General features: G+C 45.4%; 14 protein-coding genes. 7 read left to right on the top strand and 7 right to left on the bottom strand.

Annotated features, from left to right (window positions below; translation table 11 throughout):
• The first annotated feature begins 5 nt into the window (after positions 1–5).
• A complete protein-coding gene (gene secF, locus Q7V21_RS07925) occupies positions 6–956 on the top strand; it encodes a protein translocase subunit SecF (protein WP_304916772.1) in 951 nt (316 codons plus the stop codon).
• Between the two features lie 28 nt (positions 957–984).
• Here secF and Q7V21_RS07930 read toward each other — a convergent pair whose 3' ends face one another.
• A complete protein-coding gene (locus Q7V21_RS07930; protein WP_304916773.1) occupies positions 985–1,212 on the bottom strand; it encodes a hypothetical protein in 228 nt (75 codons plus the stop codon).
• Between the two features lie 284 nt (positions 1,213–1,496).
• Between Q7V21_RS07930 and Q7V21_RS07935 the strand changes: the two genes are divergently transcribed.
• The 6 genes from Q7V21_RS07935 (at position 1,497) to Q7V21_RS07960 (ending at position 7,613) form a co-directional block, all read left to right on the top strand.
• The gene (locus Q7V21_RS07935) at positions 1,497–2,294 is read left to right on the top strand and encodes an ABC transporter substrate-binding protein (protein ID WP_304916774.1); all 798 of its coding nucleotides are present in this window, start codon (positions 1,497–1,499) and stop codon (positions 2,292–2,294) included.
• Positions 2,295–2,321: 27 nt separating this feature from the next.
• Positions 2,322–3,278 carry a PQQ-dependent catabolism-associated beta-propeller protein gene (locus Q7V21_RS07940; RefSeq protein WP_304916775.1) on the top strand — a complete coding sequence of 319 codons (957 nt, stop codon included), beginning with the start codon at positions 2,322–2,324 and terminating at the stop codon, positions 3,276–3,278.
• A gap of 203 nt (positions 3,279–3,481) precedes the next feature.
• On the top strand, positions 3,482–3,916 hold the full coding sequence (locus Q7V21_RS07945; RefSeq protein ID WP_304916776.1) for a hypothetical protein: 435 nt from the start codon (positions 3,482–3,484) through the stop codon (positions 3,914–3,916).
• Positions 3,917–5,272: a UDP-N-acetylmuramate:L-alanyl-gamma-D-glutamyl-meso-diaminopimelate ligase gene (gene mpl / locus Q7V21_RS07950; RefSeq protein WP_304916777.1), complete on the top strand. Its 1,356-nt coding sequence runs from the start codon at positions 3,917–3,919 to the stop codon at positions 5,270–5,272. It abuts the gene before it with no gap.
• On the top strand, positions 5,265–5,873 hold the full coding sequence (locus Q7V21_RS07955) for a UbiX family flavin prenyltransferase (protein ID WP_304916778.1): 609 nt from the start codon (positions 5,265–5,267) through the stop codon (positions 5,871–5,873). The genes mpl and Q7V21_RS07955 overlap by 8 nt, the downstream gene beginning before the upstream one ends.
• A gap of 72 nt (positions 5,874–5,945) precedes the next feature.
• A complete protein-coding gene (locus Q7V21_RS07960) occupies positions 5,946–7,613 on the top strand; it encodes a formate--tetrahydrofolate ligase (RefSeq protein ID WP_304916779.1) in 1,668 nt (555 codons plus the stop codon).
• On the opposite strand, the gene ubiB is transcribed toward Q7V21_RS07960, so the two are convergent.
• From ubiB to hslV, 6 genes are read right to left on the bottom strand one after another with little or no spacing between them, the layout of a single operon-like run.
• The gene (gene ubiB / locus Q7V21_RS07965) at positions 7,614–9,281 is read right to left on the bottom strand and encodes a ubiquinone biosynthesis regulatory protein kinase UbiB (protein WP_304916780.1); all 1,668 of its coding nucleotides are present in this window, start codon (positions 9,279–9,281) and stop codon (positions 7,614–7,616) included.
• The gene (locus Q7V21_RS07970) at positions 9,278–9,880 is read right to left on the bottom strand and encodes an SCP2 domain-containing protein (protein ID WP_304916781.1); all 603 of its coding nucleotides are present in this window, start codon (positions 9,878–9,880) and stop codon (positions 9,278–9,280) included. The genes ubiB and Q7V21_RS07970 overlap by 4 nt, the downstream gene beginning before the upstream one ends.
• A gap of 3 nt (positions 9,881–9,883) precedes the next feature.
• Positions 9,884–10,630: a bifunctional demethylmenaquinone methyltransferase/2-methoxy-6-polyprenyl-1,4-benzoquinol methylase UbiE gene (gene ubiE, locus Q7V21_RS07975; RefSeq protein WP_304916782.1), complete on the bottom strand. Its 747-nt coding sequence runs from the start codon at positions 10,628–10,630 to the stop codon at positions 9,884–9,886.
• A 7-nt stretch (positions 10,631–10,637) separates the two neighbouring features.
• Positions 10,638–11,003: a DUF971 domain-containing protein gene (locus Q7V21_RS07980; RefSeq protein ID WP_304916783.1), complete on the bottom strand. Its 366-nt coding sequence runs from the start codon at positions 11,001–11,003 to the stop codon at positions 10,638–10,640.
• Between the two features lie 8 nt (positions 11,004–11,011).
• On the bottom strand, positions 11,012–12,337 hold the full coding sequence (gene hslU, locus Q7V21_RS07985) for an ATP-dependent protease ATPase subunit HslU (RefSeq protein ID WP_304916784.1): 1,326 nt from the start codon (positions 12,335–12,337) through the stop codon (positions 11,012–11,014).
• 2 nt (positions 12,338–12,339) lie between these two features.
• Positions 12,340–12,885 (bottom strand): ATP-dependent protease subunit HslV, encoded by a 546-nt coding sequence (gene hslV / locus Q7V21_RS07990; RefSeq protein WP_069296979.1) that lies wholly within the window; start codon positions 12,883–12,885, stop codon positions 12,340–12,342.
• Between the last annotated feature and the right edge of the window lie 244 nt (positions 12,886–13,129).

A 13,129-nucleotide genomic window follows, 5' to 3' on the forward strand; every position in this document is an offset into this window, starting at 1 on the left:
GTGTCATGCATTTATTGAGCAAAGAAACAAACATTAATTTCGTCGGAATTCGCAAGTACGCATTAGCGTTTTCGGCGATAATGCTACTGATATCGGTTTATTCAATCGTCACTAATAGTCTGAATTTTGGTATCGACTTTACCGGTGGCACGATGATTGAAGTCGGCTATCCACAGCCTATCGATTTGGGTGAAATCCGAAGTACCTTGGAGCAAGGTGGTTTTGAAGATGCCTTGGTGCAGAATTTTGGTTCGTTAACTGAAGTATTGATCCGGCTTCCGGTCATTGAAACGGAAAACATGGCTGAAATCAGTAACCAGGTTGTAACTTTGTTACAGTCAGAACAAACTGAAGCCATTGACGTTAGAAGGGTTGAATTCGTTGGACCACAAGTGGGTGAAGAGCTTGCTGAAGATGGTGGTCTGGCGATGGTCTACGCCTTGATTGGTATTCTGATTTATGTGGCATTACGTTTTGAATATCGTTTTGCGATAGCATCGGTACTTGCTTTGATTCATGACGTGGTTATTACAGTCGGCTTTTTCTCCTTATTCCGTCTGGACTTTGATCTGACAGTTTTAGCTGCAATATTGGCGGTTATCGGTTATTCGCTTAATGACACCATCGTCGTATTCGACCGGATTCGTGAAAGCTTTCTGAAAATGCGCAAGGCCGAACCGTTGGAAGTCATCAATACTTCTATCAATGCAACATTAGGTCGGACCATCATGACATCGATGACCACCTTGCTGGTTGTCTTGTCATTATTTATTTTTGGTGGTGAAGTTATCCATGCTTTTGCAACGGCGTTGATGATTGGGATTCTAGTGGGTACTTATTCATCTATTTATGTTGCCGGTACGGCCGTATTGTTGATGGGAGTCACCAAAACTGATTTGATGCCGCCAGAGAAAGAGGGTGATGAAGAAGTTAATCCTGATGGAAGTCAGGTGTGATGATTAAGGCCCGCGATGCGGGCCTTTTTTATCGGTAGTGTTTGACTGGAATCGGTTCGACGCTATCAGCTCGATTGAGCCGGGCATTTTCTATCGACACCACATTATCTGGAGCCGGAGATTCGTCGCCATGTTGCGTTTCTACTTTTAAGATCCGTAAACCTTCATAGTTACTTTTATAACTCATGAATGTGGCGAACTCCTCCAATCCTTGCCTGATTTGCCTTAGATCCAATTCCAATGCTTTATTTTTCATTAGATTCACTCTGTATTTAGTAAGACTTATAGCGGCCTTAATTGAGGATTCTTGAGTAGAAATAATGTTGTATGAGTATAAAAGTGGTTTATATCAACCATTTTTTATATTCGTACGAGTACTAGAGCGTTGTATAGTTGTTTAACGTATTGATATGTAAATAAAAAATAGTTTTTTGGTAACGCCGGTCAGGATAAATTCCTTAATTGTTAAGGATTTTTCTGATTATCAAAGTCATCTAAGTAAGTATCTTGGAGATGGTTTTGTAATGTAAGGAGAGATGAATGAAATGCATAAAAAAATATGGCATATTCCTGGTTTTTGCCTGGCCGCAATGGTCAATGGCTAATGAAATTGATGTCACGATGCACTATGTCGGACCGACTGATGGTCAAGTCTGGCTCGGGATTCAGCAAGGAATTGAAGAAGCTAATTTACAAGGTGGCTTTTTAGGGCAGAAGTATCAAGTTAAAGTCGTTGAACCAAGTGAACTAGAGTCAACAGATGTTGATACCGTCGTATTATTGGCAACCGATGATGATTACATTATGAAAGTTGCCCAATCTGATAAGTTTGCCGCAATACCGGTTATCAATCTTTCTTCCAGCTCCGATGAATTGCGGGATGCCTGTTTGCCGAATTTACTCCATGTAACGCCAAGTGACAGTATGCGCACAGATGCATTAGCGCAGTGGCAAGAGAAGAATCCAGACAAACCTGCTAAGGTCCAAAGCTGGCATAAAGATTTTGTTAAATTTGCGGCAAGCCAATTGAATAACCGTTTTGAGAAAAGCCAAGGCCAAGCGATGACTGATGAGGCATGGGCTGGTTGGGCTGGAACCAAGATGGTTGCAGATTCCGTTGTGCAAACTATGCAGTATGATGCTGCATTTATGTTGAATCATCTTAAAAACGATCTGGTGTTTGACGGTCAGAAGGGTGACAACACAAACTTCCGTGAAAACGGACAATTACGCCAGATCCTGTTGCTGGTTAATAACGATAATAAAATTGTTGCTGAAGCTCCACTACGTGGTTTTGATGGTGGCTTGGATAGTCTCGGCAAAGTAACATGCAAATAATGTGAGAAATATTAAGGAGAACGATGAATGAAATTTAAAACCCTTTTACTGAGTTCAATGATCTTGGCGAGCACCGCAGCAGTAGCTGAACCTACTCATCGTTTGTTTGCAACAAACGAAAGAGATAATACCGTCAGTGTTATTGACACACGGACCAATACAGTTGAAGCCACTATTGATGTTGGTCAACGCCCACGTGGTATTGGCTTATCACCAGATCAAAAACACCTTTATGTCGCGATCAGTGAGGATAATGCCATTGCTGTGGTCGACGTAAATACATTAGAAGTACTTAGAACATTAGATTCCGGTGATGATCCTGAAACATTTGGTGTCAATCCAGTGAGTGGCCATCTTGTTATATCCAACGAGGATGATGGTGAGGCCACTTTTCTTGATCCGAAAAGTAATGAAAAACTGGCAGTCGTGAAGGTCGGTATTGAGCCTGAGGGTGTTGCTGTTTCTCCCACTGGTAAATATGCTTTGGTGACCAGTGAATCCAGCAATATGGTGCATATCATTGATACCAGCAGTTACGAGCTGGTAGCCAATTTAGTGGTAGCTGCCCGTCCGCGTGGTCTAGCATTTAACAGTGACGGCAGTTTGGCTTATGCGACCAGTGAAATTGGTAATGAAGTTGCCATCATTGATATGGAAACATTCAAAATTACCAAAAAAGCCGCCATTGATGTGGAAGAATCCAAACCAATGGATATTAAAGTGAGCCCTGATGACAAAATGTTATATGTCACCACTGGCCGTGGTAATTCAGTTGCCTTTTTAGATGCCAAAACACTTGAATTAAAAGGTAATGTTCCTGTTGGTAATCGGGTCTGGGGTATAGAGATATCTAAAGATGGCTCTTTGCTTTATACCGCTGATGGCGTGGATGGCACGATTTCAGTTGTCGATACTGCCAAGCAGGAGCGAATTGAAACCATTAAAGTCGGCGCATTCCCATGGGGTGTTGTTCTGGACGACTAACCTCTAAAACAAAGATTCATCTAAACCCGGCAGCGTTATGCGCTGTCGGGTTTTTTTATTTAACTGATGGCAACTATGACAAGAAAAATTTTGTGAACCATTGCTGACGCGCTATGATGCCGCACATGAAATTGATACTGCGATTTACAGACATTTGCCTGTTCAGATCTGGACCAGATAGCCTTCCAGCAAATAATCAACTAATGCACTTAGTATTGTTGGCCTATTTTTGTGTCAGCGTATTAATAAACCAGATTGATATGTCGCTGCGGATCAGTTTGTGGTCGGCTGTCAGTGATTTGCTGATCTTGATGACTTTTCTGTATTTATTACTTCGATTAAACCATTTTGTACCGCGCTATCAACAGACTCTGATTGCAATGGCGGGAACGGGCAGTCTATTAGGATTGCTGGCCATGCCATTTTTATGGGCATTTCATAAGTATGCAGAGCAGTCAGACACAGCGAATTTTATTTTGTTTGCGCTGATGCTGGTGATGTTCTGGAGCCTGATGGTAACGGCACATATTATTCGTCGTACTCTCGAAATATCCGCACCCAAAGCCGTTGCCTTAACCATTCTGTATGTAGTTGTGGCTATCATTTTTAATGGCTTGGTCATGTCGGGAGTTGCTTGAATGCATATTCATATCTTAGGGATCTGTGGCACGTTCATGGGGGGACTTGCTTTATTAGCTCGTGAACGAGGATTCACGGTTTCCGGATCGGATGCCAATGTCTATCCGCCAATGAGTGACCAGCTGGCTGCTGCGGGTATCGAGGTTATGCAAGGATATTTAGCGGAACATCTGCAACCTGCACCTGATGTGGTGGTGATGGGCAATGCGATGTCGCGGGGAAACGCTGCCGTAGAGTATGTATTGAATCAGGGATTACCCTATATTTCTGGTCCACAGTGGCTGGCAGAAAATATTTTGGTTAATCGCTGGGTATTAGCAGTATCCGGTACCCATGGTAAAACTACTACTAGTAGTATGTTGGCCTGGATTCTTGAATATGCGGGAATGCAACCGGGCTTTTTGATCGGAGGGGTGCCAGGTAATTTTGGTCAATCTGCAGCTATTGGCGGCACGCCTTTTTTTGTAATTGAAGCCGATGAGTATGACACCGCGTTTTTTGACAAGCGCAGTAAATTTCTTCACTACCACCCACGCACATTGGTGATTAATAATCTGGAGTTTGATCATGCAGATATCTTTGCTGATTTAGCTGCAATACAAACCCAGTTCCATCATTTGATTCGCACCGTTCCTGCCGAAGGCCTGCTGATTACTCCGCATGCGATTCCGGCAATTGAACAGACTCTAGAGCGGGGCTGTTGGACGCCAAGACAGACGCTGGATGGTGACCAGGCGGATTGGCAATTAACGGAAATGGCAGAAGATGGGCATAGTTTCACAGTGCAACATCAACAGCACACTGCAAAGGTGAACTGGTCATTACTGGGCAAGCATAATGTTCACAATGCTTTGGCAGCGATTGCTGCTGCCCACCATGTCGGTGTGACAGTAGAGCACGCCTGTGAAGCCCTGACTCAGTTTAAAGGCGTCAAACGCCGCCTCGAACTGCGAGGCGAATGCCGTGGCATAAAAGTTTATGATGATTTTGCTCATCACCCGACGGCGATTGCCACCACATTGCAAGGTTTGCGTGCCAATATTGGTCAGCAACGACTGATTGCGGTATTAGAACCGCGATCCAATACCATGAAAATGGGGGTGCATGAACAGACATTAGCCGCCTCACTACAAGCGGCTGATATCGTTATTCTGTACCAGGATCCACAATTAGCTTGGTCGTTAGACAGTATTCAACAGCAGTTGGGAGATAGATCGACCTTGCATCGAAATATTGAGGATGTGGTCAGGCAGTTAGCTCAGCAGAGCAAAGACGGCGATCATATTGTTGTGATGAGCAACGGTGGTTTTGGCGGTATACATCAAAAAATTCTGGATGCATTAGCTAATGACTGATCCGCAACAAATTGCCCTGGCTATCACTGGCGCTTCGGGAGCGCCTTATGCCAAACGTCTACTGGAGCAATTACTGAATCAGGGAATAACTGTTCATCTGATGATTTCTGCTGCCGGACGGATTGTGTTAGCCGATGAACTGGACTGGAAACTACCGGCGCGTGCTGCCGATGCAACTAAAGTTCTAGAGGCACAATTTGCTTGCCAACCAGGACAGCTAAAGCTGTATGGCGAGCAACAATGGTCTTCCCCGCTGGCAAGCGGTTCTCACTCCGTCCCTACGATGATTGTCTGTCCATGCACTATGGGCACATTGTCCGCCATTGCCTGTGGGGCTAGTGATAACCTGATCAATCGTGCCGCTGATGTGATGATCAAGGAGCAACGTAAATTGATCCTAGTTCCAAGAGAAGCGCCATTTTCACCAATCCATTTGGAAAATATGCTGAAACTCTCCCGGCTCGGTGTATGCATCATGCCACCGAATCCCGGCTTTTATTTTCGGCCGCAGACTCTCGAAGATATAGTTGATTTTGTAGTGGCCAGAATTCTTGATCAAGCCTCTATCAAACACCAATTAATGCCACGTTGGGGCGAATAATTATCGGCCCAGATACAGGGCCATAAATTAACTCGCGTATAATGCCCGCAGAGCCAAAATTCGGAAAATAGCATGTCAGATATTGAAATCGCCCAACACGCAACAATGCAGAATATTACCGAGATCGCTACGCAAAAATTAGGTTTGCAGGTAGATGATCTGGATAGCTATGGCCGCTATAAAGCCAAAGTTTCTCTGCAAGTAATGGACGATTTGGCAGCAAAACCAGATGGTAAATTGATTCTGGTTACCGCGATCAGCCCCACTCCAGCCGGAGAAGGTAAAACCACCACTACCATTGGATTAAGTGACGCGCTAAATCGTATTGGCAAAAAGGCCACGGTTTGTGTGCGTGAACCCTCAATGGGTCCATGCTTTGGTTTGAAAGGTGGAGCAGCTGGTGGCGGTTATTCGCAGGTGGTTCCGATGGAAGACATCAATCTGCATTTTACCGGTGATTTTCATGCTATCGCCGCTGCACATAATCTTTTGGCAGCAATGATTGATAACCATATACATCATGGCAATGCCTTGCAACTAGACACCCGCAAGATCACCTGGCAGCGGGTAGTGGATATGAATGATCGTGCTTTAAGGCAGATCACCATTGGAATGGGCGGGCCAGCCAATGGCTTTGTCCGTGAAGATCACTTTGATATCGTGGTTGCTTCGGAAGTGATGGCAATTTTCTGCCTGGCCGCCTCATTAAGTGAATTGAAACAGCGCCTTGGTAATATTTTGATTGGTTATTCGATAGATGGCACACCAAGATATGCCAGTGATCTGAAAGCTCACGGAGCTATGACAGCCCTGCTGAAAGAAGCGATTAAGCCAAACTTGGTACAAACACTGGAAAATAACCCCGCATTTGTGCACGGCGGACCTTTTGCCAATATTGCCCACGGCTGCAATTCAGTTATCGCTACCAAAATGGCATTAAAACTGAGTGACTATGTAGTTACTGAAGCCGGCTTTGGTGCAGATCTAGGCGCTGAGAAATTTATTAATATCAAATGCCGTAAAGCTGGTATTCGCCCGGACTTGGCGGTGGTGGTCGCGACAGTTAAAGCCTTGAAATACCATGGTGGGGTGAATGTAGCCGATCTCGCCGCTGAAAATTTATCTGCTCTTGAATTGGGGCTGACCAATCTGCGTAAGCATTTACATAATCTGCAAAATGAATTCGGCCTGCAATGCGTGGTCGCGATTAACCATTTCAGCCAGGACAGTGATGCAGAAATTGCATTGATTAAAAACGCTGTCGAAGCGATGGGAGCTACTGCAGTGATAGCTAAACATTGGGCAGAAGGTGGAGCGGGTGCCGAGTTGCTGGCAAAAACCGTGGTGGAAAAATTACAGCAACCGGGTCAATGTGAATTACTGTATAGCGATCAGGAGTCCTTATGGGACAAAATCAATAACGTTGCCAAACGTTTATATGGTGCCAGCGAAGTGGTTGCTGACAAAAAAGTCATGAATAAACTCAATGACTTTCAGGCAGAGCATGGTGAGTTGCCGGTTTGTATGGCTAAAACACCTTATTCATTCAGCAGTGATCCGAGTTTACGCGGTGCTCCTGACCAACATATCCTGATTATGAGGGATGTGCGTTTATCACGAGGCGCAGGCTTTATTGTCGTGCTCTGCGGCGATGTGATGACTATGCCCGGTTTGCCGAAAACTCCAGCAGCAGAACGAATTGATATCGATGATAAAGGTGTAATCAGCGGTTTGTTCTGATTAATCGGAACTGCGCAGGCTGAAATAAAGCATTAATCCGCCCCAAAGCCCCAGGACCCAGCTGAGCACTGGCATGCCGGCCAGCATATTTGATGAATAACCATCCAGACCTTTGATAACGGCTGCGCCAACAATAAAGGCAGCGCCACTGACAGCGGTTGCTGTTCGGTAACTGGAATGCCGAACTTCGCGGCGGATCTTTTCTAAATCTTGTGACGACAATTGCATATGCAATTGCCCGGACTGAGCTTGTTTGGTTAAATCATGCAGCATTCTCGGCAGAGCTGGTAAGGTCTCTGCCCAGGTAGGCACTTCCTTCTGCAGCGATTTTACAGCTGCTTGCCAGCCAAGTTTTTCCTTCATCCATTGTTCGAGGATCGGTTTGGCGGTTTGCCATAAGTCCAGATCGGGATACAAGTCCCGTCCCAGGCCTTCAATATTCAACAATGTTTTTTGCAGTAAAACCAATTGTGGCTGGATCTGCATATTAAAACGGCGTGCAGTCTGAAACAGTCTTAACAACAGCTGCCCAAATGAAATCTCTTTTAGCGGACGAGCAAATATGGGTTCGCAAACGCTGCGAATAGCTGATTCAAACTCATCCATTCGCGTTTCAGCAGGAACCCAGCCGGATTGGATATGCAGCTCGGCAACCCGACGATAATCATGATTGAAGAAAGCCAGAAAGTTTTCGGCCAGATAACGCTGATCGTCAGGTGACAGCGTGCCCATAATGCCAAAATCAATGGCGATATAACGCGGTAACTGGGGATTACTGACATCGACCAGAATATTGCCGGGATGCATATCGGCATGGAAAAAACTGTGCCTGAATACCTGGGTAAAAAAGATTTCTACTCCAATGGTGGCCAGCAGTTTTAAATCAATATTATGCTGTTTCAGCAACGCGATATTACTTATCGGTGCGCCGAATACCCGTTCCTGCACCAGTAGATTCGGTTTGGTCAAAGACCAGTAAACCTCAGGCACATACAATAACCGTTCGTCGGCAAAATGCCGTTTGAGTTGGGAAGCTGATGCGGCTTCACGCAACATATCCAACTCATCAAACAGATTTTTTTCAAGCTCGGCCACGACTTCACGAGGACGAAGGCGTTTGCCTTCCGACCAATATTTTTCAGCTAAACCAGCAAGGGTATAAAGCAGATCGACATCACGACGAATGACTTTCTCAATGCCTGGACGCACTAATTTAAGGATGACCTGCTTGCCATCGGTCAAGGTGGCGGCATGGACTTGTGCAATCGATGCTGAAGCTAATGGTTCGGCATCGATATGACTGAAAATGCGTTCCGGTTCGCCTTCTTCATAGGCGGCGTGAATGAGTGCTAACGCAATATCGTTAGGGAAGGGGGCAACTTGATCCTGCAGTTTTGCCAACGAATCGGCGATATCTTCCGGTAATAAATCCCGGCGGGTGGAAAGAATTTGACCAAATTTGACAAAAATTGGTCCTAAATCCTGTAACGCCAGCCGAATCCTTTCCCCTCTGGGTAAGTCGGCTTTATGACGCCAGCGATAAGGAGAAAACCAGCTGAGAAAACGGTAGGGACGGAAAAAATGTATGGCAAGAATCAGTTCGTCGAGTCGATGACGGCCCAAAACATGGTTAATTTGCAATAAGCGTCCGAACTGACCGAGTTTCATGATTTTCTCTCAATGGTGTTTTGCAGTCTTTTGATTCGGGCTTCCAACCTATCGGTATCGGCTCGAAGCAGATCTACTTTTTGCATAAATCGGTCTGTTTGCGATTTATCGGGCAAATATTGACTCTCCTCCCGGAGATATTCCGCCACACTTTGTTCGAATTCCAGACGATTGAAATTCAACCAGGCAAAACCGCGACGAACACTTTGAGCCAGAGGGTAGGCCAAAGTATCACCAGTGAATCTGGCGAGTTGCTGTTCCCAGTCAAAATCAAAGTGTTGCTGCCAATCCTGCAATTGTTTGGCGAACTGGACATCACCAAGGATCTTAATCTGATTGGAAAACAGGCTCTCCGGTTGCTGCAAAAGTTTCAGCAAGGCAAAACTATCTGCTTTTATCATCAAATCAGCAACCTGTTCACCAGCCGTTTCTAACAGAATTCGGTTGTCAGTAAACTTGGCGATAACGGCAATATTCAGATCTGAAATATCAATACGGATACTGCGTTCTGCAAATTGCTGAAGCTGTTGATGGCTTTCCGTATCAAAGCGCAGCGCGTGATTCAGTGCCAGTTCCAGCGGCTTTAACAACAAACTCATAAGTTAGAATTTATAGCCGCTGTGTAAAGCGACAATACCGGCAGACATATTCATGAAGTCGACACGTTCAAAACCGGCTTCTTCCATCATTTTTTTCAGGCTGGGTTGATCCGGATGCATGCGAATTGATTCCGCCAGATAGCGATAACTTTCAGCATCGTTGGTAAACAGTTTGCCCAGAGCCGGTAATACTTTAAACGAATAGGTATCGTAAATAGACGTTAACCAGCTGGCTGGTTGGGAGAATTCCAATACCAGTAACTTTCCACCCGGTTTGAGTACTCGTAGCATTGAGCGCAGGGCTTTGTCTTTATCGGTCACATTACGCAGGCCAAAAGCAATGGTAATGCAATCAAACGTATTATCAGGAAATGGAAGCGTTTCAGCATTGGCCTGAACATATTCAATATTGCCGGCTTTGCCCATATCAGTAAGTCGATCGCGACCAACGTTCAGCATTGAGGCATTGATATCAGCCAGCACCACTTTACCGGTCGGACCAACCATATCGGCAAACTTAGCCGTCAAATCGCCGGTTCCTCCGGCGATATCCAACACCTTGGCACCACGACGAACATTGCTATTGTGCAAGGTAAAGCGTTTCCAAATCCGATGGATCCCCATCGACATCAGATCGTTCATCAAGTCATAGCGACCGGCGACAGAATGAAATACTTCAGCAACATGTTTGGCTTTTTCACCGGTAGGAACTTGCTTGAAGCCGAAGTGCGTAGTGTTTTTATCTTCCATAAATTCCTCAGGCATCACGCTGACGTTCGTAACCTTCCGCCATCAATTTTTCCAGATAAGTTTGCCAGTATTCGTTTTGATGAATGGAAAGTTCATAAAGATAATCCCAACTGAACAAACCACTATCATGGCCGTCATCGAAATAAATTTTGATGGCGTAATGGCCGACCGGCTCAATATTGCTGATACCGACATTTTCTTTGTGAACCTGTAACACTTCCTGTCCTGGACCATGACCCTGAACCTCAGCGGAAGGAGAGTGCACGCGCAGAAATTCGGCAGACAGCAAATAATGTTGATCGCCGTAAACCAGTTCAAGTTTACGAGATTGCTTGTGCAGCTGAATTTCGCTTGGCAATGGTGCCTGACTCATAAAAATCCTTAAAGAATGTAGCGCGACAAGTCTTCGTCTTGAACCAGCTCTGACAGCTGTTGACTCACATAATTTTCATCAATAACAAATTTTTGTTCAGCTTCTTCACCGGCTTGATAGGAAATATCTTCCAACAGTTTTTCGAGCAAAGTATGTAAACGACGTGCGCCGATGTTTTCGGTCTTTTCATTCACTTGCCAGGCCAGTTCAGCAATCCGTTTGATACCATCAGGGGTAAAGCTTAAATCAACCGACTCAGTACCCAGTAAGGCTGAATATTGTTCAGTAAGCGAGGCATCCGGTTCGGTCAGAATTCTGACAAAATCGTCTGTTGTTAGCGCATTAAGTTCCACCCGGATCGGTAAACGACCCTGTAGCTCAGGGATCAGATCGGATGGTTTGCTTAAATGAAATGCACCGGAAGCAATAAACAATATGTGATCAGTTTTCAGCATGCCGTATTTGGTTGAAACAGTGCTGCCTTCAACCAACGGTAATAAATCACGTTGTACTCCGGCACGCGAGACATCAGCACCACTGCCACCGCCTTCTCCACGGTGGGTGATTTTGTCAATCTCGTCGAGAAATACGATACCTGTTTGTTCAACCCGGTGAATAACTTCAGCTTTTAAGTCTTCCTCGTTAATCAGTTTGGCGGCTTCTTCTTCACTTATGAGACGCATCGCTTTTGCAACCGTCAGTTTGCGGGTGGATTTGCGTTGATTACCCATGCTTTGAAACATGTCCTGTAACTGGCTGGTCAGTTCTTCCATACCTGGCGGTGTCATGATCTCGACACCCATCTGATGTTGAGCCAATTCCAGTTCGATTTCACGCTCATCCAGTTTGCCCTCTCGCAACATTTTGCGGAATTTCTGCCGGGTATTGGATTCTTCTTCGGTTAATGTGCCGCGAGCTGGTGTCAGTAGTGCATCCAGAATACGTTCTTCAGCAGCATCCAAAGCGCGGGGTTTGGCGTCACTGATGGCGTTTTCACGCAGCATTTTCATTGCGCTTTCAGCGAGGTCACGAATAATCGATTCAACATCACGTCCTACATAACCCACCTCAGTGAATTTAGTGGCTTCAACTTTAATAAACGGCGCATTAACCAATGAAGCCAGACGTCGGGCAATTTCTGTTTTGCCTACGCCGGTTGGACCAATCATCAAAATATTTTTTGGGGTCACTTCCTGTTGTAAGGTGGCGTCGAGTTGCTGACGGCGCCAGCGGTTACGCAACGCTATGGCAACAGCTTTTTTAGCTTCATGTTGTCCGATGATATGTTTGTCTAATTCGTGGACGATTTGTTTGGGCGTAAGTGATTGATTCATGATTATTTGTTGTAATCCAATGTTTCAATGGTCAGGTTATGATTGGTGTAAATGCAGATATCAGCTGCGATATTCAAGCCTTTTTCAACAATCTCACGGGCCGATAAATCGGTGTTCTGTAGTAATGCAGTAGCAGCTGCCTGGGCGAATGGTCCGCCAGAGCCAATAGCAATCAGACCATTTTCCGGTTCGATAACATCCCCGTTACCTGAAATAATCAAAGAAGCCTCAGCATCGGCAACCGCTAATAACGCTTCAAGGCGACGCATCATTCTGTCGGTACGCCAATCTTTTGCGAGTTCTAAAGCGCTTCTGGTCAAGTTGCCTTGATGTTTTTCCAGTTTAGCTTCAAAGCGCTCAAACAGAGTAAATGCATCGGCAGTACCGCCGGCAAACCCAGCAATGACTTGGTTATGATACAAACGTCTGACCTTGCGGGCGTTGCCTTTCATGATGGTATTGCCAAGACTGACCTGACCGTCGCCACCAATGACTACCTGGCCGTCACGACGATATGAAAGGATCGTGGTGCCACGGTATTGCTCCATAAAAAACTCCAATGCGAAATATAAAAATAGCCAAGCAGTATACTATGCCGCCAGTTCAGATGCAGTTGGTAATCCGTTTTGCTGTGCCTCGAAAGACTTTTGTCATTTAAAAGTGAGATAGTGGTTGACAGCGAGCGGGGATTTCCGGAAAATGCGACCTCTTTAGTGGAGGGGTTCCCGAGCGGCCAAAGGGATCAGACTGTAAATCTGACGGTTCTACCTTCGGAGGTTCGAATCCTCCCCC

The organism is Methylophaga sp. (genome assembly GCF_030651745.1).

What these genes read in the sequence shown, in the direction of transcription:
- secF (WP_304916772.1), top strand. Translation starts at nt 6, where the DNA reads ATGCATTTATTGAGCAAAGAAACAAACATTAATTTCGTCGGAATTCGC.
- Q7V21_RS07930 (WP_304916773.1), bottom strand. Translation starts at nt 1,212, where the DNA reads ATGAAAAATAAAGCATTGGAATTGGATCTAAGGCAAATCAGGCAAGGA.
- Q7V21_RS07935 (WP_304916774.1), top strand. Translation starts at nt 1,497, where the DNA reads ATGAAATGCATAAAAAAATATGGCATATTCCTGGTTTTTGCCTGGCCG.
- Q7V21_RS07940 (WP_304916775.1), top strand. Translation starts at nt 2,322, where the DNA reads ATGAAATTTAAAACCCTTTTACTGAGTTCAATGATCTTGGCGAGCACC.
- Q7V21_RS07945 (WP_304916776.1), top strand. Translation starts at nt 3,482, where the DNA reads ATGCACTTAGTATTGTTGGCCTATTTTTGTGTCAGCGTATTAATAAAC.
- mpl (WP_304916777.1), top strand. Translation starts at nt 3,917, where the DNA reads ATGCATATTCATATCTTAGGGATCTGTGGCACGTTCATGGGGGGACTT.
- Q7V21_RS07955 (WP_304916778.1), top strand. Translation starts at nt 5,265, where the DNA reads ATGACTGATCCGCAACAAATTGCCCTGGCTATCACTGGCGCTTCGGGA.
- Q7V21_RS07960 (WP_304916779.1), top strand. Translation starts at nt 5,946, where the DNA reads ATGTCAGATATTGAAATCGCCCAACACGCAACAATGCAGAATATTACC.
- ubiB (WP_304916780.1), bottom strand. Translation starts at nt 9,281, where the DNA reads ATGAAACTCGGTCAGTTCGGACGCTTATTGCAAATTAACCATGTTTTG.
- Q7V21_RS07970 (WP_304916781.1), bottom strand. Translation starts at nt 9,880, where the DNA reads ATGAGTTTGTTGTTAAAGCCGCTGGAACTGGCACTGAATCACGCGCTG.
- ubiE (WP_304916782.1), bottom strand. Translation starts at nt 10,630, where the DNA reads ATGGAAGATAAAAACACTACGCACTTCGGCTTCAAGCAAGTTCCTACC.
- Q7V21_RS07980 (WP_304916783.1), bottom strand. Translation starts at nt 11,003, where the DNA reads ATGAGTCAGGCACCATTGCCAAGCGAAATTCAGCTGCACAAGCAATCT.
- hslU (WP_304916784.1), bottom strand. Translation starts at nt 12,337, where the DNA reads ATGAATCAATCACTTACGCCCAAACAAATCGTCCACGAATTAGACAAA.
- hslV (WP_069296979.1), bottom strand. Translation starts at nt 12,885, where the DNA reads ATGGAGCAATACCGTGGCACCACGATCCTTTCATATCGTCGTGACGGC.